22 protein-coding genes are annotated in these 22,559 nt (G+C 33.4%); 14 read left to right on the forward strand and 8 right to left on the reverse strand.

The features are described from left to right. Positions 1–60: 60 nt before the first annotated feature. Both P178_RS0108380 and P178_RS22600 read right to left on the reverse strand, forming a co-directional pair. Positions 61–462 (reverse strand): response regulator, encoded by a 402-nt coding sequence (locus P178_RS0108380; protein ID WP_027065801.1) that lies wholly within the window; start codon positions 460–462, stop codon positions 61–63. After that, on the reverse strand, positions 459–3,113 hold the full coding sequence (locus P178_RS22600) for a PAS domain S-box protein (protein WP_051638211.1): 2,655 nt from the start codon (positions 3,111–3,113) through the stop codon (positions 459–461). The genes P178_RS0108380 and P178_RS22600 overlap by 4 nt, the downstream gene beginning before the upstream one ends. A gap of 306 nt (positions 3,114–3,419) precedes the next feature. Between P178_RS22600 and P178_RS0108390 the strand changes: the two genes are divergently transcribed. From P178_RS0108390 to bioD, 3 genes are read left to right on the forward strand one after another with little or no spacing between them, the layout of a single operon-like run. Further along, positions 3,420–4,577: an aminotransferase class I/II-fold pyridoxal phosphate-dependent enzyme gene (locus P178_RS0108390; RefSeq protein ID WP_027065802.1), complete on the forward strand. Its 1,158-nt coding sequence runs from the start codon at positions 3,420–3,422 to the stop codon at positions 4,575–4,577. 6 nt (positions 4,578–4,583) lie between these two features. Further along, positions 4,584–4,967 (forward strand): DUF2007 domain-containing protein, encoded by a 384-nt coding sequence (locus tag P178_RS0108395; protein ID WP_027065803.1) that lies wholly within the window; start codon positions 4,584–4,586, stop codon positions 4,965–4,967. A gap of 6 nt (positions 4,968–4,973) precedes the next feature. Further along, positions 4,974–5,591 (forward strand): dethiobiotin synthase, encoded by a 618-nt coding sequence (gene bioD / locus P178_RS0108400; RefSeq protein WP_027065804.1) that lies wholly within the window; start codon positions 4,974–4,976, stop codon positions 5,589–5,591. Here the strand turns inward: bioD and P178_RS0108405 are convergent. Next, positions 5,583–7,022, reverse strand: a complete 1,440-nt coding sequence (locus P178_RS0108405) for an ArnT family glycosyltransferase (protein ID WP_231500520.1) — start codon at positions 7,020–7,022, stop codon at positions 5,583–5,585. The two genes, bioD and P178_RS0108405, sit on opposite strands and share 9 nt — an antisense overlap. Positions 7,023–7,136: 114 nt before the next feature. Here P178_RS0108405 and bioA point away from each other — a divergent pair, with 114 nt between their 5' ends. The 4 genes from bioA (at position 7,137) to P178_RS0108425 (ending at position 11,773) form a co-directional block, all read left to right on the forward strand. Further along, entirely contained in the window at positions 7,137–8,405 is a 1,269-nt protein-coding gene (gene bioA, locus P178_RS0108410; protein ID WP_410477201.1) for an adenosylmethionine--8-amino-7-oxononanoate transaminase, read from the forward strand. 8 nt (positions 8,406–8,413) lie between these two features. Further along, complete coding sequence (locus tag P178_RS0108415) at positions 8,414–9,625, forward strand: beta-ketoacyl synthase N-terminal-like domain-containing protein (protein ID WP_027065807.1); 1,212 nt, start codon at positions 8,414–8,416, stop codon at positions 9,623–9,625. 112 nt (positions 9,626–9,737) lie between these two features. Then, the gene (gene bioB / locus P178_RS0108420) at positions 9,738–10,829 is read left to right on the forward strand and encodes a biotin synthase BioB (protein ID WP_027065808.1); all 1,092 of its coding nucleotides are present in this window, start codon (positions 9,738–9,740) and stop codon (positions 10,827–10,829) included. 77 nt (positions 10,830–10,906) lie between these two features. Continuing rightward, positions 10,907–11,773 carry a cupin-like domain-containing protein gene (locus tag P178_RS0108425; RefSeq protein WP_027065809.1) on the forward strand — a complete coding sequence of 289 codons (867 nt, stop codon included), beginning with the start codon at positions 10,907–10,909 and terminating at the stop codon, positions 11,771–11,773. 12 nt (positions 11,774–11,785) lie between these two features. On the opposite strand, the gene P178_RS0108430 is transcribed toward P178_RS0108425, so the two are convergent. Next, complete coding sequence (locus P178_RS0108430; RefSeq protein WP_036145927.1) at positions 11,786–12,265, reverse strand: regulatory protein RecX; 480 nt, start codon at positions 12,263–12,265, stop codon at positions 11,786–11,788. Positions 12,266–12,380: 115 nt separating this feature from the next. On the opposite strand from P178_RS0108430, the gene P178_RS0108435 reads away from it, so the two are divergent. Further along, positions 12,381–14,024: a hypothetical protein gene (locus P178_RS0108435; RefSeq protein ID WP_027065811.1), complete on the forward strand. Its 1,644-nt coding sequence runs from the start codon at positions 12,381–12,383 to the stop codon at positions 14,022–14,024. 58 nt (positions 14,025–14,082) lie between these two features. Here P178_RS0108435 and P178_RS0108440 read toward each other — a convergent pair whose 3' ends face one another. Beyond that, entirely contained in the window at positions 14,083–15,633 is a 1,551-nt protein-coding gene (locus tag P178_RS0108440) for an Rne/Rng family ribonuclease (protein ID WP_027065812.1), read from the reverse strand. A gap of 262 nt (positions 15,634–15,895) precedes the next feature. Beyond that, positions 15,896–16,186: an HU family DNA-binding protein gene (locus P178_RS0108445; RefSeq protein WP_027065813.1), complete on the reverse strand. Its 291-nt coding sequence runs from the start codon at positions 16,184–16,186 to the stop codon at positions 15,896–15,898. 127 nt (positions 16,187–16,313) lie between these two features. Here P178_RS0108445 and mutY point away from each other — a divergent pair, with 127 nt between their 5' ends. From mutY to P178_RS0108470, 5 genes are read left to right on the forward strand one after another with little or no spacing between them, the layout of a single operon-like run. After that, a complete protein-coding gene (mutY, locus tag P178_RS0108450; RefSeq protein WP_027065814.1) occupies positions 16,314–17,363 on the forward strand; it encodes an A/G-specific adenine glycosylase in 1,050 nt (349 codons plus the stop codon). A gap of 27 nt (positions 17,364–17,390) precedes the next feature. Next, positions 17,391–17,852 (forward strand): single-stranded DNA-binding protein, encoded by a 462-nt coding sequence (locus tag P178_RS0108455; protein WP_027065815.1) that lies wholly within the window; start codon positions 17,391–17,393, stop codon positions 17,850–17,852. 21 nt (positions 17,853–17,873) lie between these two features. Beyond that, on the forward strand, positions 17,874–19,202 hold the full coding sequence (locus tag P178_RS0108460) for a gliding motility-associated protein GldE (RefSeq protein ID WP_027065816.1): 1,329 nt from the start codon (positions 17,874–17,876) through the stop codon (positions 19,200–19,202). After that, positions 19,192–19,752, forward strand: coding sequence for a gliding motility lipoprotein GldD (gene gldD / locus P178_RS0108465; RefSeq protein ID WP_027065817.1), 561 nt, complete (start codon positions 19,192–19,194; stop codon positions 19,750–19,752). Before P178_RS0108460 ends, gldD begins: the two co-directional genes overlap by 11 nt. Positions 19,753–19,761: 9 nt before the next feature. Next, positions 19,762–20,709, forward strand: coding sequence for a pyridoxal-phosphate dependent enzyme (locus tag P178_RS0108470; protein WP_027065818.1), 948 nt, complete (start codon positions 19,762–19,764; stop codon positions 20,707–20,709). 13 nt (positions 20,710–20,722) lie between these two features. On the opposite strand, the gene P178_RS0108475 is transcribed toward P178_RS0108470, so the two are convergent. Continuing rightward, positions 20,723–21,145: a hypothetical protein gene (locus P178_RS0108475; RefSeq protein ID WP_027065819.1), complete on the reverse strand. Its 423-nt coding sequence runs from the start codon at positions 21,143–21,145 to the stop codon at positions 20,723–20,725. Position 21,146: 1 nt separating this feature from the next. Then, a complete protein-coding gene (locus P178_RS0108480) occupies positions 21,147–21,494 on the reverse strand; it encodes a heavy-metal-associated domain-containing protein (RefSeq protein ID WP_027065820.1) in 348 nt (115 codons plus the stop codon). 152 nt (positions 21,495–21,646) lie between these two features. Here P178_RS0108480 and P178_RS0108485 point away from each other — a divergent pair, with 152 nt between their 5' ends. After that, on the forward strand, positions 21,647–22,543 hold the full coding sequence (locus P178_RS0108485; RefSeq protein ID WP_027065821.1) for a DMT family transporter: 897 nt from the start codon (positions 21,647–21,649) through the stop codon (positions 22,541–22,543). Positions 22,544–22,559: the final 16 nt, after the last annotated feature.

The following is a 22,559-nucleotide window of genomic DNA, read 5'->3' on the forward strand; positions in this document are numbered from 1 at the left end:
TACATTAAATTTTTAATAATTAAAACGTTAGAAGTTGGAAAAAAATAGGGCTTGGTTAATCTAGTTTTTTTCAAATTTATTTAGAATGGTTTCTTTAATTCCTTTTAGGTGATACTCGGTAATAGGTTTTGTTACAAACTCTGCTACTAGTGGTTTTTTCTTTAATTTTTCAATATCATCACGATATGAAGAAGACGTTAGAACAAACACCATACAATTATCTGTTTTGGCTAAAACTTCTAATTGCTCCATAAATTCCCAACCATTCATGACTGGCATATTAAGGTCAAGAAATATGATGTAGTTGTTTTTATCTGAATATTCTTTAGTTAAATAATCAATAGCAGGTTTACCATTTAAAAACCTTAGTACTTCGCCTTCCAGTTCTGCATGATCAATTCCCTTTTCCAGTAAAAATGTGAATATAGGATCATCCTCAATTAATAGTATTTGGTAATTCATGTAATTTCGTCTAGGTCAATTGCATTTATTGTATTTTCAACTATATCCTTTATAATATTGTCAATTTCATTTGCAGAGGTAAATATATAATTAAGAATACGTTCTTTTTCTTCAAGTTTTAACTTTTCCTTATCATCTTTCAACAAATCAATCAACCCCATTAATCTAGCAACAGGGGCTCTAACGATATGAGATTGTGTCCATGCAATTTTCTTAAGCTGGGCATTCTGTTCTTCAATAGCTTTTAAATGTTGAACCCTGGTGGTAACGTTTTTAGAATTGGCAACAATACCTTTTAAAGCAGGCTCGTCAATCTTATTAGTGATAATGGTTTCTAGCCATACCCAATGTCCGTCACCGTGCTTAAACCTAAACGGTTTTATATATACTTGTGGTGTTTTTAAAATTTTAATGAATTCATTATAAACAAATTCATAATCTTCTGGATGAATGTAATCGAAAGAGTTGGTACCTACAAATTGTTCGGGTGTAATGTTCAGTACTTTTGTAGAAGTGGGACTTGCATAGGTGAAGTCAGCTTTTTCATCCAATAGACAAATCATGTCACTACCTTCTTGTACTAAAGTTTTGAAGCGTCGCTCACTTTGTATTAACTGCTCTTTGGCTTGTAGTGTTTCATGTATATCTCTAGCTGTAACAATGACACCTTCTATTGTTGGTGCATTAAGTTGGTTCGAAACATTTGCAACAAACCATCGCCATTCGCCTAATTTATTTTTAAATCTAAAGGGTGCTATTTGAACCGATTTTTGTTCAGATATTAAACTAAAAGACTTTAATACCTGTTCAGTATCGTCGGGGTGAACATAGTCAAAAGCATTTTTGCCTATTAATTCCTCGGAACTAATTTGAATTACATTTTTCGAACTAGGACTTACATATTTAAAATTACCTTCAAGGTCAGAAATGGAAATAATATCACTACTTTCCTGTACAAGTGTTTTAAAGCGGCGTTCACTGTTCTCCAATTGAAGTTCAGCTTTTTTATTTTCAGTGTTATCTCTAGCAATACAATAATATACACGGTCTTTTTCATCCCAGTTAGAAGACCAAAGCATAGGTACTATATGACCATTTTGATGTACATATCTATTTTCAAAATTGACTACTTTTTCTCCAGTCAATACCGAGGCAGCTGATTGTTCTGTTAAGATATGGTCTTCTTTGTATACTAATTCTAAATAATTTGTGCCAATAATGTCTTTGGGTGTGTATCCCCATATTTCTTTAACAGCTTTGTTAATACTCAAGAAATAACCTTCTTCATCAATAGTACATATAATATCTAAAGAAGTATCCATTATTTTTTGCATCTCCGTTTTAGCACTAATCAATACTTGCTGAGATAATACTTCTGAAGTAATGTCTTTTGAAAAACAGGCGATACCAATTGTTTCCCCTTCTATATTATACATTAGGTCAAAAGAAGTAAGTCCGTAAGTTGTCCAAAAATTATCTGGATCTTGAACTTTTTGTTTTACCGAAAAACTCCCCGATTTAAGGGCTTTATTATAATATGATTTCCATTTTTCAGTTACACCTTGTGGTACAAATGCAGAAAATACTGGACTTCCTTCTTCAAATGGTTTACCTTGAATTTTCTTTACAAGTTCGTGAAATGCAGTGTTTGCGGTAATCAAGTTAAAATCTAAGTCAATTGACCACATTAGATCTTTAGTGCTATTGATCATGGCCTCTTGGTTGTTTTTAACCCTTTGAAGCTCGGCAGTATAATTTTTTTTATCTGTGATATCTTGAATGGTACCATACATTGCCAATGGTTTCTTAGTATCGCTCCATTTTAAAACTTTACCTTTTTCATGAACCCATTTATACGTACCATCTTCTTGTAAGAATCGGTATTGAACGCTACAACCAACAGAAGGGTAGCTTAAGCATGCCAGCATTTTATTCTTAACCTCTGGTAAATCATCTTGATGTATCAGGCTAAACCAAATGTCTGTACTAAATTGATTAACAGAGTCTTTGTTTAAGCCAAAAATGTCAAAAGCTTGCTTGTTTAGTATTATAGAATCCTCGTTAAGATTACGTTCCCATATACCTATTCCCGTTGCAGAAACGATATTGTCTAGAAGTTGTCCTTTTCTTTCTAAATCTAATTTTTGGTCTTTCTCTTTCTTTTTAGACCTTCTTAATTCTAATAATTGAACAACTTGTTTTGCAAGAGTTTGAAGTCCGTCAATTTGAGTGCTATCGAGTTTTCTTGATTGGTAATCTAATACACATAACGTACCAAGACGATATCCATTTTCTGTAGTTAATGATGCACCGGCATAAAACCCTACATTGGGGTCGTTTTTAACAAGATTATAATCATTAAATCTATTGTCTTTGTGTGTGTCTTCTACAATGAGTAAATCTACATCATCACTAATTACGTTCTTGCAGAAAGAGTCTTCTAATGATGTACCATTAATATCTAACCCGTGGTGAGATTTAAAGAATTGCCTTTTATCATCTACTAGTGATATTAAACTAGACGGGGTGTTGCAAATAGCCGCGGCAAGTGATGTAATTTCGTCATAGATAGCCTCTGGATGCGTATCCATTACGTCAAATGACAACAATGCATCTAATCTATTATTATCAAAAATGTTGCTCCCTTTCATTTAATCGTTGTCAAAAGACATTCACTTATTCCATTACTTTAATATTAAAGTAGGAAATTTCTTTAAAAAAAGACGCAAAAATATGCCATTAGTTTATCTTTCTATCATTTTGGATAAAATTTTTTCGTTAATGTGTGGTTTTTTTGATTTTGTAAATCATTACTAGTCAGATTTATAAAACGATTTTCGCACTGGTTTTGTGGAAAGATTGAAAGACTTTCAGTAATATGGTGATTCACATTGTAAAAATTTCAGGAATTCGTTAATTAGGCTACAATCATTTCAGAGAAAAGCTATTTTTGTGAAATGAACCAACTGCCCAAAAAATTACTTAATGTTTTAGAAAATCGTAAAAAGGAGGATACTTTTCGGTCGTTAAATTCGCTTGATGGTCTCATAGATTTTCTTTCTAATGATTATTTAGGTTTTGCGACGAATGAAACCTTGTTTTCTAAAACCTTTCAGCTGTTATTGACCGAGAGTATTGCATCAAATGGTTCTGGTGGATCTAGACTTTTATCGGGCAATCATAAATTATATCAAAAATTAGAGCCATTGCTAGCTGCATTTTATAAATCTAACGCGGCATTGGTTTTTAATTCTGGTTATGATGCTAATATGGGTCTTTTTAGTGCATTGCCGCAAAGAGGAGATTTAGTTTTTTATGATGAATTTGTACATGCTAGTATACGAGAGGGAATTCGTATGAGCAATGCAAAAGCTTATAGTTTTTTGCATAATAATTTATCAAGCTTAGAAGAGAGAATCAACTTAAACGCTGCAAGAAATGAGAATGAAGACTTCGCAGTTTATATAGTAACGGAGAGCGTTTTTTCAATGGACGGTGATTCTCCAGATTTAAAAGCATTGGCGAAATTCTCCAAGTCTAATGGTTATAATTTAATAGTCGATGAAGCCCATGCCGTTGGTGTTTTAGGAAAGAATGGAGAAGGGTTAATTGCAGAATTGGGACTTGAAAATGATGTTTTTGCTAGAACAGTTACTTTTGGTAAAGCATTTGGTTGCCACGGTGCAGCAATACTTGGTTCTGAAGATTTAAAAAATTATCTAGTTAATTTCGCTAAGCCTTTTATTTATACCACGGCTCTAACTCCTCATACCTTAGCAACAATTATAACGGCACATGAATATATTAATGAGCTGGGCAAAGAGTCAAAAGCAACATTGAAAGAGCATATAGAGTTTTTTAAAAATCAGCTTAAAGTACATAAAATAGATGGGTCTTTTATCCCTAGTGATACTCCAATACAGGGTTGTATAGTAGCAGGTTCTAAAAAAGTTAAACAGGTATCTAAAAAATTAATTGATAAAGGTTTCAATGTAAAGGCGATTCTATCACCTACCGTACCTGAAGGGCAAGAACGACTTAGAATTTGTTTACATAGTTTTAATTCTAAAGAAGAAATTGGTTTGTTGGTGAAATTGTTAGCTGGTTTTATATAAGTAAACATGGAAGAAAAATTCTATCAACTGGCTTCTTTTGAATATGTTGCCGACGTACAAATTGTTAGGGGTAAATTAGAATCTGAAGGTATTCCTGTATTTCTTAGAGATGAAAATACTTTAAATTCAGATCCGTTAATTAGTAATGCAATTGGGGGTGTAAAATTACAGGTTTACTCAAAAGATAAAGAAAGGGCAATAGCTATATATGATGAAATTAGAGCTTACGCAGTTGATAACGATGGAAATACAATTGTATGTCCCAATTGTAAAGCACAACGATCAGAGCCATTTTATAACAGCAATGGAATATTTTATAAACTTTTTCCTTTTTTCGAAAAAAGAAAATATAAGTGTTTAAATTGTGGTATAATCACAAACTCAAAGTAAAATTACATGCAGAAAATATTTATAACAGGAATTTCAACAGAAGTAGGTAAAACAATTGCATCGGCTATATTTACTGAAGCACTACAAGCAGATTATTGGAAACCTGTACAAGCTGGAGATTTAGATAATACGGATATGGATAAAGTGAAACGCCTTATCTCTAACAATAAATCTAAATTTCACCCATGTAGTTATGAATTAAAATCTGCAATGAGTCCGCATGCAGCGGCAGAAATAGATGGTATAAGAATAGATAGGTTTCATATTAATGAACCGGAAACAGAAAACCACCTAATAATAGAGGGTTCTGGCGGTATTTTAGTGCCGTTAAATGATGAAGATACCATGTTTGATATTATCATGCCAGATTATAAAGTTGTTGTTGTATCAAGAAATTATTTGGGTAGTATAAATCATTCGCTTTTAACAATTAAATGGTTGTTGCATAAAGGATATGATGTTTCGGTAATATTTAGTGGAGAGGTCAATCCACATACAGAAAATATTATTCTTCATAAAACAGGTGTCTCTTTAATTGGTAGATTAGATGAAGAAAAAGAGTTTACAAAAGAGGTGATTAAAAAATATGCAGATAGGTTTGAGGGGATATTAAAATCACTCTAAACGCTGTAATATTTCGGCATTATCTACGGTAGCGAGCAATTTATAATGTTGGGCTAAATAGGCATCTATATATTCATTTTCCTCAATCTCCTTTTTATCTAAAATTCGCCTGTTCTTTCGTATTACAACTGTTTTAGGTTGCAATTCTTCCATTATAAACTGAAGCTCTTCAATGGAGTTTTTTCTTGGATTGTTAAAAAACGAAAATAGTTCGTCTCTACAAATATTACTAGGGTGTGTAGAGGCGGTTGTAGGCGGTAGCGTATCTAAATTCCAATAACCAATGTGATATTCAAAAAATAGAATGTTCTTGGTTTCTAATTTATTTTCTAAAATAAATTGCGGTGCAGAAAAACCTTCGCCATTAAAAAAAGTTCCTTTCTTGTATTTATTATTTATGACATTAGCATACTCTAAATAACTCTCAGCAGGTATCAAAAAGACTATAAAAACTAAGTATGCAGGTAGTTTTGGCTTGTATTGTAATATTAAGTTATAGATGACGGTCCCAACCAAAATAAGTAACATTGGGTGTAGTTGAATTAAGTAATGACCATTAATTCTTCCGCCTTTAACAAAAGAGAACAGAACACCTGAAATGGCAACTAGAAGTAGTTGTACGGTTCTATTTTTAAAATTTAGATATTTGGTTTTAAATGCATATATCAAGAATAGACCGGTAATTATAAAAATGGGTGCTAACTTAAAAATGGAGTATCTTCTGGCTTCGGTGTATTCTAAGGGCGCTAAAATTACTGATCTCCACCATACAAGTGTTTGGTCGCTTAAATAGTAGGGAAGTATAGTCGCTAAAATTACTGTTACAACACCAATTCCAAATAATAATACATGAATTAGGTTAATGTTTTTCTTAGAGAAAAAGGATTCATAAAGCAAGAATATACCAATGAATAGAATAGGGAATGCCATGTTCAATTTCACCATAACTGTGGCACCCATTAATAGACCAGCTAAGAATATATAAATGGTAGATTTCTTAGTAAACAAAATGTAAAGTGCAGGAACAAAAAAGGCAATGCAAATATGCTCAGACATAACACCTTGTAGGCTTCCAAAAAGGCTTAATAGAAAAATACAGCATATGCCAATTATAACAGAAGCCCTTTTAGGTATGGTCGTAAGTGCTATTTTATATGTAAAATAAGCAGTTATAATTACTAGAAGCACACCTGTAAAACGTATAGCTATAAAGCTTTTACCGAATACAGATATTATTGAAGCAAAGAAAGCAAATGTTAATGGTGGTTTTAAATCCCATAACTGTGTATAAGGTAAAAAGCCGTTAGCCCAAGATTGACCTAAAAGTATAAAAGTACTTTCGTCGCGATCTACATAATCCCTAAAGAAAAAGGGGAAACGAATAAAAAAGGTGATAAAAGAGAAAATGAGAAATACGGATGTATTTTTCATTTGGGAAAAATTTAAAAATGCTTTTAGCTTTCTTTTTAAGGGCATCTCTTAGTTGCGGTTTATTTCCCGATCTTTGCAAGATAGATAAAATGAAGAATTATAAATTCTATGAAAGTGGAAAATCTATCTACTCGCGATAAAAAACATTTATGGCACCCCTTAACGCAGCATAAATTAAACAAGCCGCAATTACCCATTGTAAAGGCTAAAGATGCTTTGTTATTTGATGAGGAAGGAAACGAATATATTGATGGAATAGCATCATGGTATACGGTAATGTATGGGCATGGTAACCAATATATTATTTCGGCAATGACCAAACAGATGCAGAAGTTAGATTTTGTGATGTTCAGCGGGTTAACTCATGAGCCGGCAATTGAACTTTCAGAAAAGTTAATGGAGATTTTACCTCAAAATCAGGCGAAATTATTCTTCAACGATAATGGTTCTACGGCAATTGAGGCAGCGATAAAAATGGCACTTCAATATTTTCATAATAATGGAGAAAAAAGAGATACCCTAATTGCTTTTGAAGATGGTTTTCATGGCGATACATTTGGGGCAATGAGTGCATCTGGACTCTCATCCTACAATGGTCCGTTTGAAGATTTTTTATTGAAAGTCGTTCGTATACCTACTCCCCAAGTTGATAATATAGGTGAAGTAAAAAAGATGCTGGCTCAAATACTAAAAGAGAATAGTTGTGCTGCTTTTGTTTTTGAACCATTAGTACAAGGTGCGGCAGGCATGAAATTTCATTCCGCTACAGGTTTAGATGAATTAATCGGACTATGTCATGAGAACAAGGTGTTATGTATAGCAGATGAAATAATGACTGGTTTTGGTAAAACTGGTAAAGATTTTGCTTCAGATAATTTAGTGAACAAGCCAGATATTATGTGTTTAAGTAAAGCACTTACTGCGGGTATGTTCCCATTAAGTATTACTAGTTGTTCTCAAGAAGTCTATAATCGGTTTTTAAGTGATGAGGTACATAAAGGTTTTTTTCATGCGCATACTTTTAGTGCACATCCTATAGGTTGTGTAGCGGCAATAGCGGGTATTGAGCTGTTAAATTCTCCCGATGTCTTAAAAAGAAGAACTTATATTGAAAAGGCTCACACCGCATTTGCATCGAAAATTGAAAGTCATATTAAAGTAGAACAAGTAAGGGTAATGGGCGTAATATTAGCCATAGACCTTCAGATTAAAATGGAACGTTATGGTAATTTACGTGATGAACTTTATAACTTCTTTTTACAAAGAGGTGTGCTATTAAGACCATTAGGAAATACAATTTATGTATTGCCACCATATGTAATTACAAATGCACAACTTCAGAAAATTTATGACGCCATTACTGAAGCATTAGATACATTTTAGAATAGAAATTGAAAGAAAAAATATCCATATCGGCCATTGCCTCCTTATCTCCCCTGGGAAGTACAATAGAAGAAACTTGGGCGGCATATCAAAATAATGACCATTACTTTTCTTTAGTAAAAGAAAATGGAAATACCTCTTGGGTTGCACCATTGTCACCGGCTGCAAGAACAAAAGTCGATGAACTTAGAAATTCTGATACTAAATATAAAAAGTTAGATGATAGTGTGCTATTCGCAATGGAGGCGTCTAGATTGGCAGTACAGCAATCTGGTTGGGAAAACACTTCAGAGTTCGGAATCAATTTAGGGTCCTCTAGAGGGGCTACAAAATTATTTGAACAGTATCATGCGGAATATTTGGAAACGGGCATTACATCTACCTTAAGTTCGCCTACAACAACATTGGGCAACATTTCTTCATGGGTATCTCATGATTTAGGAGCTGTTGGACCAGAAATATCACATTCCATCACCTGTTCAACGGGTTTGCATTCTGTATTGAACGGAGTAGCTTGGCTAAATAGCGGAATGGCAACTAAGTTTTTGGTTGGTGCTAGTGAAGCGCCGCTGACCAATTTCACTATTGCCCAAATGAAGGCATTGAAAATTTATGCAAAAGCGCCCAAGTCGAATTCTGCTTCGGTAGTCAATATCGCAACGGTAACTGAACGAAGCCGAAGTTACCCTTGCCAAGCATTAAACCTGAAGAAAGAATACAATTCTATGATTTTAGGCGAAGCTGCTTCAGTCGCCTGTTTAGAAACAGGAGTAGTAAAGAATGCGTTGGCTATTATAGATGGAGTAGGCTATGCGACTGAAATATTAAAACATAACACATCTATATCTGCTAATGCTGTATGTTTTCAAAAGTCTATGAAAATGGCTTTAGGTGAAATAGATTTTGCTGAGGTCGATGCAATTGTAATGCATGCGCCAGGTACCATTAAAGGAGATTCGTCAGAATTCAATGCTATTAAAGAAGTTTTTGGGGATTACATGCCTCAATTGACTACTAACAAATGGAAAATTGGTCACACTTTCGCAACCTCGGGGATGCTAAATCTAGAGTTGGCAGTTTTAATGTTACAACATAATAGGATGATCTCAGTGCCTTTTGTGGAGTCAAAAACTACGAATAGAAAACTTAAAAAAATACTGGTAAATGCTGTTGGTTTTGGTGGTAATGCTGTGAGTATTTTAGTAAGTAAGAATGAATAATCTGATTTAAATAAAGTTTGATTTGATGATGAGGTTATTATTTTAAAACCTCCAATTATTTTTTCAATTTAAATTCCGTTATTTTTGAACCTTGGTAACAACCTAAGATTATATGAGCGAAGCAAGACATAATTGGTCAAAAGAAGAAATCCTAGAAATATATAACAAGCCTTTAATGGAGCTACTTTATGAAGCTGCAACTGTACACAGGAAAAATCATGACCCAAATACAGTACAGGTTTCTACATTACTTTCAATTAAAACAGGCGGATGTCCGGAAGATTGTGGGTATTGTCCTCAAGCTGCTCGTTATCACACAGATATTGAAGGGAATGATCTTATGGCTGTTTCTCAAGTAAAAGCTCAAGCGCTAAGAGCTAAGGCTTCTGGTAGTTCTCGAGTTTGTATGGGGGCTGCATGGCGAAATGTAAAAGATGGTCCTGAATTTGATCAAGTGTTAGAAATGGTACGTACCATTAACAAGCTTGACATGGAGGTTTGTTGTACGTTGGGTATGATTACCGAGAATCAGGCAAAACGTTTGGCAGAAGCAGGCTTGTATGCTTACAATCATAACTTAGATACTTCAGAAGATTATTATAAAGATGTTATTTCTACTCGTGCTTTTGAAGATCGTTTAGATACTATTGAAAATGTTCGTAAAAGTAATGTTACTGTTTGTAGTGGTGGTATTATTGGTATGGGGGAAGAATTAGAAGATAGAGCCGGTATGTTAGTGGCGTTGACTTCATTGAATCCGCAACCAGAATCTGTGCCAATTAATGCACTTGTTGCCGTAGAGGGTACTCCTATGGAAGATATTGAGCCAATTTCAATTTGGGAGATGATTAGAATGGTTGCAACTACAAGAATTGTAATGCCAGAAACCCAAGTGAGATTATCTGCTGGGCGTACAGAAATGAGTAGAGAAGGGCAGGCCATGTGTTTCTTTGCAGGTGCAAATTCTATATTTGCGGGCGATAAATTGTTGACTACGCCAAACCCAGATGTAAATGCTGATATGGAAATGTTCAAATTACTAGGGCTAAATCCTCAAAAACCGTTTACTAAAGTTTCCCAACCTAAGACAGTAGAGGCAGAAGATTCTAAATTACAAACATTAGGGGAGAAGCCTAAATGGTCTCGACCTGGGCATTCAATAGAGCGAAATGAAACTGCAAAACAGAAAGCAAAAGTTAACTAGTTCTATATTAATACATTTTTAAGAATATAATTTCTATTCGTTAATTACCTTTGGCTTCCCAAAAAAACCAGTAGTAATTGAATTTATCAGAAATCCCTAGGGTAAGTCATATTACCAAGGAAGACTTTATCGAGAATTATTTTAAGCCTCAAAAGCCTGTCGTTATCGAGAGGGCAATTGAGGATTGGCCTGCTTTTAGAAAGTGGAACCTATCGTACATGAAAGATGTTGCGGGTGACATTACAGTACCTTTATATGATAATAGACCGGTACAACATAAAGATGGTTTCAATGAACCTCATGCTACAATGAAGATGGCAGATTATGTTGATTTATTAAAAGCTGAACCAACTAAATACAGAATATTTCTTTGGAATATTTTAAAGGAAGTTCCAAAACTTCAAAAAGATTATACTTTTCCTGATTTTGGATTACGATTGTTGAAGGGGTTACCTATGTTATTTTTTGGAGGTAAAGATTCGTATACCTTTATGCACTACGATATTGATTTGGCCAATATATTTCATTTTCATTTTGATGGTGAAAAGGAAGTTGTGCTTTTTCCGCAATCCGAAACAAAACATCTATATAAAGTTCCGCATTCATTAATTACACATGAAAGCATAGATTTTTCAAATCCTGATTATAAGGAATGGCCGGCATTAAAAAATGCAAGCGGATATAAATCAACACTTTCTCATGGTGAAGTTTTATACATGCCCGAAGGATATTGGCATTACATGAAATACAACACCCCTGGTTTTTCTATGAGTTTGCGAGCAATAGCTCGTAATCCAAAAAATTTAGCAAAGGCATCTTATAATATTTTCATCATGCGCTACTATGATGTATTGATGCGAAAATTAAAAGGTCAAGATTGGATCGATGAAAAGAATGAAAAAGCTATTGCTAAAACGAACGAAGTTTTTAGAGTTTCGAATTAAAGTGACTTTAACTTAATTAATGAGTTCTTTGAGTTTTTCATAAACCAAGTGGCTCTCCCAGCCTCTATAGAGAAGGTAATCTGCTAATTTCTTTCTTCTTTTTTGAATATTGGTTTCTGATATTTGCTGAAGTCTTTTATTGGCCAATATATCTAATGTTTTCAAGTACTCATTAGGGTCAATCTCTTTTAGCGCAGTAGTGATGTTGTATTTAGAAATGTTTCTAAATTTTAATTCGTTGACAATTCTATTTTTTCCCCACTTTTTAATATTGAATTTTCCTCTTGCAAAACTTTTAGCGAACCTTTCTTCATTTAAAAAACGATCTTCAATAAGTTGAGCAATGATAGTGTCGATTGCTATAGGAATCATGCCCATTTCCTTCAATTTGGAAACCACTTCTTTATGGCAACGGTCTTGATAAGCACAATAGTTTTCTATTTTTTTTGTCGCTTCCTGAATGGTGAAGCCTTTAGTTTTTGAAGTAGTCAAAAGTATATTTATTATAATTGAGAATAAACGTTAGGTAAATTTACCATAACTTATCTATAAGTTGAAATTTTATAATATTTTGGGCGATTGCGAGTTTTATAATAAAATATTAAAAATGAGAAAATTGTTATTGCTAGTATTTGTTTTTTCGATGTTAACTGGTTGTGACGAAGAAGAAATAATAGTTAATGAAATAGAGTTAAAAGATATTACAAGTAACATTTTAATAAATAACCCTATTATTTATGAGTCAACTGATGTCAATATCACAGTTGAAAATAATAGTGGGGCAATAGAATCTATAGTAGTTTATTTTAATGATGAAATTCTTTTGAATTTAGAGAATGATTCAAATGTCAACTTTAGTTTTAATCCTGAACTATACCCAACTGGATTAGCAAATATTAAGATTGAAATAATTGAAAAATCTGGTGGGCTTATTTCAAAAATTTATCCAATTACAATTCATAGAAAGTTATTAGACGTTGAATTAGATAATTACTTTTTTCGTAAAGGAAATAAAGATTTTATGATTTTTGCATCAGCATATGATGGTTCATTGTTAGCAACTAGGTTAATTGATTCTATTCCAATATCGTTTGTTTTATCTACTGAAGTAGATATAGATTTAGAAACACCTTATATGTTTACTATTGCCTCAAGAAACGAATTCGTAGATATAGAATATGCAAATTTATATACTGTAATGGATGTAACAAGGTCAGGTTTTAATGAATTTAGACCAAAATCTCCACGAAGAAGTGAGTATTCTAAACAATATAAATTAAACACTATTGGTTTTTCGGAGGATGTAATAATTGAAGGATCAATCAATCCAGGGTATTCCACAGGTTATGATCATTTGGATTTTTCTTTTTCTTTTACCAAGTATGAATATTTAAACGAGGATAATAATATAGATACTTATTATATCAACGCTTATAATCGAAATACTAGACAAGTAAGTCATATGTGGATTAACGATGATACTTTATTAAACAATCAAGAATTAAATGCGAATGAACTATCTACAGAAGACCAGATTGAAGGTTTTGTAGATACAACTTATTCTGATGGTTTAGAGAATGATCATACTAGAATGCTTCAAATAAGAGGATACCAAAATGAAAAAGATTTTAAAAATGATAATTATCATGAAATTTGGCGAAGTGGTCATACCACAACGCAATCTCCTGATATGTACATTCAGCCTATAGAAGATTATGTGTTAAATACATCATTTTATAAATATTCACATTTCTTACGTTTAGAGGATTATATAACAAATAGGGTTGGTGTCCCTTTTGAAAAATATAATATACCAAATTGGGATTTAGATTTTCAAATTATTGATAAGCAAATAAATTTAACAGTCAATGGAAGTGGTCATAATGTAGGTAAATTATTAATTTCTTCAGGAAATTCGGCTGATGAAATCCCTACTGTTGAAGGTAAATTAAACCATTATACTTGGAACATTAATTTTGATAGTAATAAAACATCAATAATTACACTTCCTGAGGTTCCTCAAGAAATTAAAAATTGGAGTTTTGGAAAATTTTATAATTCATCTAATCTAAATGTTAAATGGTTTAGAGTAGAGAGGTATGAAAATATAGAAGATTATGATAATTATTTAAATCAAATTATAAGGGAGAATAAAATTCTATTTCAAGTAAGCCCTTTGTTTGAGGCAAAATTTATATCTAACGACAAGTATAGTAATTTTATGTTCGATTCAGATACATTTTTTGATTAACAATTAAAAAAAACCTAAAACAAAAAAAGCGACTCCGTTAAGAAGTCGCTTTTTTTATTTAATATATTGTTTTTCCGTCTTTATTTTTAAAACGGTATTCAAGATACGTATACGCATCACGTGGTTGTATTTTGATCCATCGTTTGTATTCTAAGAACCATTTCGTTCTTAATGATGGAAATCCTTTTGTGATATATGCCGCTATAAAGGGGTGTATATTAAGAGTTATACTATTATCCTTTGCGGGTCCTTTAAGGAGTTTTTCAAGATCCACTGTAATTTTATCTATTAAAACAATTGGTGCTTCCACCTGTTTCCCTGTGTTGTTGGGATCTTCTTCCGTTGTTTTAATATTCATTTCAGGTCGTACCCTTTGTCGGGTAATCTGAATTAAACCAAATTTACTAGGAGGTAATATTTTGTGCTTGGCACGATCGTCTTTCATCTCATCTCTAAGATGTTCAAAAAGCCTTTTTCTATGTTGTGGTTTTATCATATCGATAAAATCTACCACTATAATACCGCCCATATCACGAAGGCGTAACTGCCTTGCAATTTCTGATGCGGATAAAAGATTTACCTCTAGGGCAGTATCTTCTTGATTTTTGGCTTTATTGGATCTATTACCACTGTTTACATCTATTACGTGAAGTGCTTCGGTATGCTCTATAATTAAATAGGCGCCTTTGCTCATTGCGGCTGTACGGCCAAAAGACGTTTTAATTTGTCTTTCGATTCCAAATTTTTCAAAAATAGGCACATTAGTGTTGTTATAGTGCTTAACTATGCTCTCCTTTTCTGGAGCGATTTCCGCAACATACTCCTTAATTTCATTAAATAAGGTGTCGTCATCAACATGTATACCTGTAAAACTATCATTAAAAACATCCCTTAATATAGATGATGCTCTATTGAGTTCTACGAATACTTTAGATGGCGTTTGAGCACGTTGTAATTTTTTACACATTGCTGTCCATTTGTTCAGCAAGTTTTCTAGATCTTTGTCCAGCTCGGCAACTTTTTGTCCTTCTGCGACTGTTCTGATTATAACACCAAACCCTTTTGGTTTAATGCTTCTAACTAGTCTTTTTAACCTGTCTTTTTCTTCTTTGCTCGCTATCTTTTGAGATACGGAAACACGGTCAGAAAAAGGAACCATAACCAAGTAACGTCCGGCAATTGATAGCTCAGAGCTAATTCTTGGTCCTTTAGTAGATATAGGTTCTTTTACAATTTGAACCAATAGTGATTGGTTCGCTTTAATGACATCGGTAATAACACCATTTTTGTCAATATCGGTCTCGAACGGGAAATTTCCTAAGGAGTAATCCTTTAATTTTCCAGTACTCACTTGTTTTATGAACTTGAGCATAGAAGATAGTTGCGGTCCAAGATCGTGGTAATGCAAGAATGCATCTTTTTCATAACCAACGTTAACAAACGCTGCGTTAAGACCAGTCACCGGCTTTCTTATTTTGGCTAGAAAAATATCGCCAACAGAAAAATCGTTACTATTCTCTTCTTTGTGTAGTTCAGTGAGTTTTCCGTCCTTTAACAAGGCAAAGTCAACGGCTTGGGAACTAGATCTTACGATTAATTCTCTATTCACCTGAATATATATTTAGTTGTTCCAACTATTAAAATAGGGAACGAACTGATTAAACAATACCATAGACAAATACAAAAGTATCTGCCGAGATCCAAACTATGGACCTCTATGTCAATGAACGTATTTTAAAAAGAAAAAGTAGTTATAAAACTACTTTTTCTTGTGTCGGTTAGCTCTTCTACGCTTCTTGCGCTTGTGTGTAGCTACCTTATGTCTCTTTCTTTTCTTACCGCTTGGCATAAAGTTCTTTTTTTAAGATTAATTATTTTACGTGTACGTTGCTCTTAACTCCTTCTACAAAAACCTTTGCAGGCTTAAATGCTGGAATGTTGTGAGCGGGTATTTTAATAGTTGTGTTCTTGGAAATATTTCTACCGGTCTTTTCGGCTCTAGTTTTGATGATAAAACTACCAAAACCTCTTAGGTAAACATTGTCACCACTTTCTAATGATGTTTTTACCTCTTCCATAAAGGATTCAACAGTTGCCTGTACATCTCCTTTTTCAATTCCCAGCTTATCTGAGATCTTCGATACAATTTCCGCTTTCGTCATCTTTCAATATTAGATTTTCTGTATGTTTTTTCGGGTTGCAAATATATAAATTAAATTCAATCTTTCTTTCTAATGGGTTAATTTTAAGTGTATAAACTGCTACTTTTATAACTTAGTATTCAAGAGCATGTCATTTTCGGGTAAAATTTTAGATTGGTATCACATAAATAAACGCAGTTTACCATGGCGTAAGACTACTGATCCTTATAAAATATGGCTGTCAGAAATAATACTCCAACAAACACGTGTTGCCCAGGGAACCCCGTATTACTTGAGCTTTGTAGACAATTTCCCTTCTGTTCATGATCTCGCCAATGCCAATGAAGAACAAGTTTTAAAACTTTGGCAAGGTTTGGGTTACTATTCAAGAGCAAGAAATCTGCATGCGGCGGCCAAAATGGTCGTAAACGAGTATGGTGGTGTATTTCCTGATAATTATAAGAAACTTTTAACACTGAAAGGGGTAGGCGATTATACGGCTAGTGCCATTTCATCTATATGTTTTAATGAACCACAAGCTGTAGTAGATGGAAATGTATACAGGGTTTTGGCTAGATACTATGGTATAGATATACCAATTAACAGTACTGAAGGGATTAAATATTTTAAAGCGTTAGCTGAAAAAGTGATGGATCCAGTGGAAATAAGGGATTATAATCAGGGTATAATGGAGTTTGGAGCTATACAATGTTCACCAAAGAAACCATTATGTCTCCTTTGTCCTTTAAATGATAGTTGTGTAGGTCTAGAAAAAGGTCTGGTTGATCAATTACCTGTTAAGTTAAAGAAGACAAAAGTTAGAAATAGATACTTCAATTATCTTATACCTATATATAAGGATATGGATGGAGCTCAATTTACAGGTCTTAAACAAAGAAAAGGAAAAGGTATTTGGCAGAACCTTTGGGAATTTCCACTTTTAGAGTCAAAAGAAATCTTAGAGATTGATGATATTACTATAAGGTATAAGGAAGCGTTAGGTGATATTGAATCTGTTGAGTTGTTAGAATATAATGAGAATGCCATTGTGCATAAATTATCTCATCAACATTTACATACTAAGTTCTGGATAGTGAACACAGAAAATGATTTTGATGGTAAGATTTCGATTAAAAAATTAACTGAATTTCCTGTGCCTGTTTTAATAGCAGACTTTATAAAAGCATTTAAATTTTAGTACTTTTGATTTTTATATCTTTAAGTTATGAGCGGTACATTAAATAAGGTGATGTTAATAGGGCATTTAGGTGATGAAGTTAAAATGCATTATTTTGAAGGAGGCGGTAGTATTGGTAGATTTCCAATAGCTACTAATGAGACCTATACCAATAAATCTACGGGAGAGCGCGTTACCAATACAGATTGGCATAACGTTGTTGTAAGGAATAAAGCTGCTGAAATTTGCGAAAAATATCTTAGTAAAGGAGATAAGGTTTATGTTGAAGGAAGATTAAAGAATCGTCAATGGCAAGGGGAAGATGGTAATACCAGGTATTCTACCGAGGTACATGTGCAAGAATTTACCTTTTTGTCTACTAAAAAAGAGGGTATGCAGAACAGTGGTGGTTCAGCACCTAGTCCTCAAAAGGCAGATACTGAAAACAGAACACCACCAAAAGCACCTGCTCCTTTAAGTCAAGATGCAGATGATGATTTGCCATTCTAACAAAATTATAAACAGAAACTATTGGACCCAGACCCCTTACCGTTCTTAATGACAACATTGGTTGTTAACGGTGTTTTTGCAATGAATATAATTGTGCTTTGTGTACTGCTTATTTGCTCTGCACTTATTTCTGGTGCCGAAGTAGCTATGTTTGGTCTATCTACAACAGAAATTAAGGAATTACAAGATGAGAAATCTGCCAAAAGTTCCATTTTAATTAAACTTTTAGAACGTCCCAAAAAATTATTGGCAACTATATTGATTGCCAACAATGCCATTAATATTGGAGTAGTGCTTTTATTCAGTATTATTGGTGACACCCTTTTTGAAAATATAACTAATGTATTGTTCGGTGTCGTATCTGTACGTTTTCTTTTAGAAGTTGTCGTCGCTACCTTTCTTATTTTAATGTTCGGTGAAATTTTGCCCAAAGTATATGCCAATAGAAATAGAATGAGTTTTGCGCACTTAATGGCTTTTCCGCTACGTGTGTTAGATTTTATTTTCTCGCCATTAAGTTTACCCATGCGTTCAGGTACACTGTTTATGTATAATAAACTAGGGAAACAAAAAACCAACTTAAGTATTGATCAGTTGTCACAGGCATTAGATTTAACTTCTCACGGAGATACCACTAAAGAAGAGAAAAAGATTTTAGAAGGTATTGTAACCTTTGGTAACACAGATACCAAGCAGGTAATGAGACCTCGTATAGATATTTTTGCACTTAATGAGCAAATGAAATTTCCAGAAGTTCTAGGTGAAATAAAGAAGAATGGATATTCAAGAATACCCGTTTTTGGCGAGAATATAGACACGGTAAAGGGAGTGCTATATGTAAAAGATTTACTGCCGTACCTAGATAGAAAGACATTTAATTGGATGACTTTAATACGGGAGCCTTATTTTGTTCCTGAAAATAAAAAGTTGGATGATTTATTGGGTGAGTTTCAAGAAAAGAAGAATCACCTGGCAATTGTAGTTGATGAGTATGGAGGTACTTCTGGTTTGGTAACCCTGGAAGATATTATTGAAGAAATTGTTGGAGATATAAGTGACGAGTTTGATGATGAAGATCTTATATTCTCTAAGTTAGATGATTTTAATTATGTATTTGAAGGTAAAACCCCTCTTAAAGATTTTTATCGGGTAATTAAGTTGGAAGATAGTGACTTGTTTGAAGAAAACAAAGGGGAGTCTGAAACATTAGCTGGCTTTGTTTTAGAAAAAGCGGGAAGTTTCCCGAAGAGAGGAGAAAAAATAATTTTTGATTCTTATACGTTTGTTGTTGAAGGAATGGACAAAAAAAGATTGAAACAAATAAAAGTGACCTTGCCACATGAAGCTTAATTCGTTAGTAGGATTTTTGATTTTATTTATTTTAGTAGTTAGCTGTAAAGTTGAGCCTGTAATTCCTAAACCAAAGGCTAAAATGCGTTTAGAATATCCACAAGGTAAATTAGCGGATTTAGAAACTGAAAATTTCAGTTTTAAATACAATCAACTAGCAACGGCGGAGCCTAATGGGGATAGAGCATATACTATTTCATACCCTGATATGAAAGGTGCCATATTTCTAAGTTATAAAAAGATAGAAGGTAACTTGTCTCAATTGATCAATGACTCAAAAAGGCTAAGTTATGAGCATGCTTCAAAGGCAGATAATATTGTAGAGCAACCATATGTAAATCCTAATGAGAAAATTTATGGGGCTTTATTTGAAGTTCAAGGAAATGCAGCCTCTCAATCTCAGTTTTTTGTAACGGATAGTACAGAACACTTTTTGACGGGTTCTGTTTATTTTTATACTAAACCCAATTACGATTCTATTCTTCCGGCTGCCGCATATCTTCAAAATGATATAAGGGGTATCATTGAAACACTACGGTGGAAAAAATAATAAGGCATGATGACAAAGCAAAATCTTTTAGATTGTCACACTCGAATAAAACCATTTGTTCATAATACCGCTATTCTTACCTCTAGACTAATCGATAGAGAAGTCAACTCAAGTATATTTTTTAAATGTGAGAATTTTCAAAGAGCAGGTGCTTACAAAATGCGTGGTGCTACAAATGTAATTTTACAATTATCAGAAGAACAGAAAAAATGTGGTGTAGTAACGCATTCTTCAGGTAATTTTGCTCAAGCATTATCATTGGCAGCGCAAAGTGTTGGTGTTGCTGCGCATATTGTAATGCCCGATACTGCCCCAGAAGTTAAAAAAGTTGGTGTTAGAGAGTATGGTGGTAAAATATATGAGTGCAAGCCTACAGTTGATGCAAGACAAGCTTTGGCAGATGAAATTGCATTAAAGACTGGAGCTACGTTTGTACATCCTTCTAACGATAACAATGTTATTTTGGGTCAAGGTACAGCGGCTATGGAGCTTTTATATGAACAGCCTGATTTAGATTTTATATTTTGCCCGGTAGGAGGTGGCGGACTCATTGCGGGATCTGCTTTGGCGGCTAAATATTTTAGTAATAATTGTAAAGTTTATGGAGCTGAGCCTTTTGAGGCTGATGATGCCTACCGTTCTTTGCAAAGTGGTAAAATTGAAAGTAATGAAACCACAAATACCATTGCGGACGGACTAAAAACAGTGTTAGGGGATAAGAATTTCCCTATTATTAAAGAATTGGTTAGCGGAATCATAAGAGTGACCGAAGATGAAATAGTTGTCGCTATGAAATTGGTTTGGGAACGTATGAAAATTATTATAGAACCTTCTAGTGCTGTAACTGTGGCTGCAGTTTTAAAACAATCAAAACTACAGCCAGAAATTTTTCAGAATAAAAAAATAGGTGTTATTATATCTGGTGGTAATGTAGATCTTTCTAAATTACCTTTTTAGAAGATTTAAAATTCTATTGCTTGTTAAGAATTTCTTCTGCATTCTTAATACTAGAATTAATATTTTCTTTAACCTGATTAACTTTTTCTTCTTCTTCTTTTAGCCATTCTTTCTTTTCGTCAGAAAGTTCTTTGCCGTCCATTATCTCTTCAGCATCAAAACGGTCACCAAAATCTTGCATCCAATCCATCATTGATCTATTTGCTTCTTGGAGGTCTTTCATTGCTTTTGCTTCTACTGATTCGGCTCCAAGAGAATCTGCCAGTGGTTTTAATTGACCAACTAGTTTTCCTAGAGTTCCCATTTTTGGCATCACCTCATCATGTATGCTCATTACATGCTCCATTTTTGAAGTTTCTTCAACTTTCTTTGTTTCCTTGCAAGAGGTAAAAGTCAACAAAATAGCTGCTAATAGGGTATAAAGAATATTTTTCATTTTAATTGTTGTCTTGAGTTTTTACAGAATTTATTGTGTAGTTGTAATCTTTTACTTTGGTATCTGTAATAACAGATTTAACTTGGTCAATAGAAATTAAAGAGGGGTCATAAACGATAATTCCGTTTTTGTTTTCAAAGCTAATATCAGCGGAAATTACACCGTCATTAGTTTTTAGGTTAGAGGCAATTTTATCTGCGCACCCTTCTTGACAAGCCATACCGTCAATATTTACAACTATGGTATTTGTAATTCTATTTTCAATTTTGATAGGACTTTCTTGTGCTTGTGAAACATTGGTGGCTAAAACAAACAGTGCCAATCCAAGAAATAATAATTTAAATTTCATACTTCAAATCTTTTGTACTGATTAACAAATAGAGCAAAAACTCCTTGTAAAGATACCAATTATGTAAAATGCAATTCAGAATTTGATAAAATAAACTAGTAGTTAGATATTTTTCTTGTAAAAAATCCCACTTTTGTTTTAAACTAATAGTTTTGAAAAATATAGATCAAAAGTGGCTTTACCTCATAACTCTCTCATTTATATGGGGCTCTTCATTTATCTTAATTAAAAGATCTCTTATTGGGTATACTCCATTACAAGTAGGCGGATTAAGAATTGTTTTTGCATCAACTTTACTTTTTATTATAGGGTTTAGATCATTGAAAACGCTTTCTAAAACAGATTGGAAATGGATTGGGATAGCGGGACTCTGCAGTTCATTTTTTCCGCCATTTTTCTTTGCTTTGGCACAAACGGAAATAAGTAGTGGTATAACCTCAATTTTAAATTCTGTTGCTCCCTTGTTTACTACTTTGGTAGGTATAGCGCTATTTGGTTTAATGCTGAAGGGTAGGCAGGTTCTTGGGGTGTTAATAGGTCTTTTTGGGACTGTGGTGCTGATTGCAGCTGGTATGGAGAATAATATAAATCAAAATTACTGGTATTCGTTATTCATTATTTTTGCGGCTTTAGGGTATGCTTTTAATATCAATATCATAAAGAAATATCTGTCTCATTTAAGTCCGTTGGCAGTAACAACAGCTAGTTTTGGAGTGGCTTTTTTTCCTGCCTTGATTATACTTATGTATACTGGAGTATTTCAACAGTTTGTTCATAATAGTGCTATGCATCAAGCAGTTTGGTATATAATGGCATTGGCTTTTTTAGGAACAGCTTTGGCAAACATTCTATTTAATAAATTAATAAAATTATCTAGTCCGGTATTTGCGGCATCGGTGACCTATTTAATTCCGCTAGTTGCTGTCTTATTCGGGTTTTTAGATGGTGAGAATATTAGTTTCATTCAGTTATTAGGTGGTCTTATCATCTTATTTGGAGTCTGGCTTGTAAATCGTAAAAAACCTAATTTGAATGAAAAAATTAAGTAGTACTGTAACAAATGAA

This window comes from Maribacter sp. Hel_I_7 (assembly GCF_000688315.1).
GTDB lineage: Bacteria > Bacteroidota > Bacteroidia > Flavobacteriales > Flavobacteriaceae > Maribacter > Maribacter stanieri.

Coding starts and splice junctions, on each gene's coding strand:
- P178_RS0108475 (WP_027065819.1), bottom strand. CDS start 21,145: ATGAAAAATATTCTTTATACCCTATTAGCAGCTATTTTGTTGACTTTT.
- P178_RS0108405 (WP_231500520.1), bottom strand. CDS start 7,022: ATGAAAAATACATCCGTATTTCTCATTTTCTCTTTTATCACCTTTTTT.
- P178_RS0108455 (WP_027065815.1), top strand. CDS start 17,391: ATGAGCGGTACATTAAATAAGGTGATGTTAATAGGGCATTTAGGTGAT.
- bioD (WP_027065804.1), top strand. CDS start 4,974: ATGCAGAAAATATTTATAACAGGAATTTCAACAGAAGTAGGTAAAACA.
- P178_RS0108435 (WP_027065811.1), top strand. CDS start 12,381: ATGAGAAAATTGTTATTGCTAGTATTTGTTTTTTCGATGTTAACTGGT.
- gldD (WP_027065817.1), top strand. CDS start 19,192: ATGAAGCTTAATTCGTTAGTAGGATTTTTGATTTTATTTATTTTAGTA.
- P178_RS0108470 (WP_027065818.1), top strand. CDS start 19,762: ATGACAAAGCAAAATCTTTTAGATTGTCACACTCGAATAAAACCATTT.
- P178_RS0108390 (WP_027065802.1), top strand. CDS start 3,420: ATGAACCAACTGCCCAAAAAATTACTTAATGTTTTAGAAAATCGTAAA.
- bioB (WP_027065808.1), top strand. CDS start 9,738: ATGAGCGAAGCAAGACATAATTGGTCAAAAGAAGAAATCCTAGAAATA.
- mutY (WP_027065814.1), top strand. CDS start 16,314: ATGTCATTTTCGGGTAAAATTTTAGATTGGTATCACATAAATAAACGC.
- P178_RS0108380 (WP_027065801.1), bottom strand. CDS start 462: ATGAATTACCAAATACTATTAATTGAGGATGATCCTATATTCACATTT.
- P178_RS0108480 (WP_027065820.1), bottom strand. CDS start 21,494: ATGAAATTTAAATTATTATTTCTTGGATTGGCACTGTTTGTTTTAGCC.
- P178_RS0108395 (WP_027065803.1), top strand. CDS start 4,584: ATGGAAGAAAAATTCTATCAACTGGCTTCTTTTGAATATGTTGCCGAC.
- P178_RS22600 (WP_051638211.1), bottom strand. CDS start 3,113: ATGAAAGGGAGCAACATTTTTGATAATAATAGATTAGATGCATTGTTG.
- P178_RS0108445 (WP_027065813.1), bottom strand. CDS start 16,186: ATGACGAAAGCGGAAATTGTATCGAAGATCTCAGATAAGCTGGGAATT.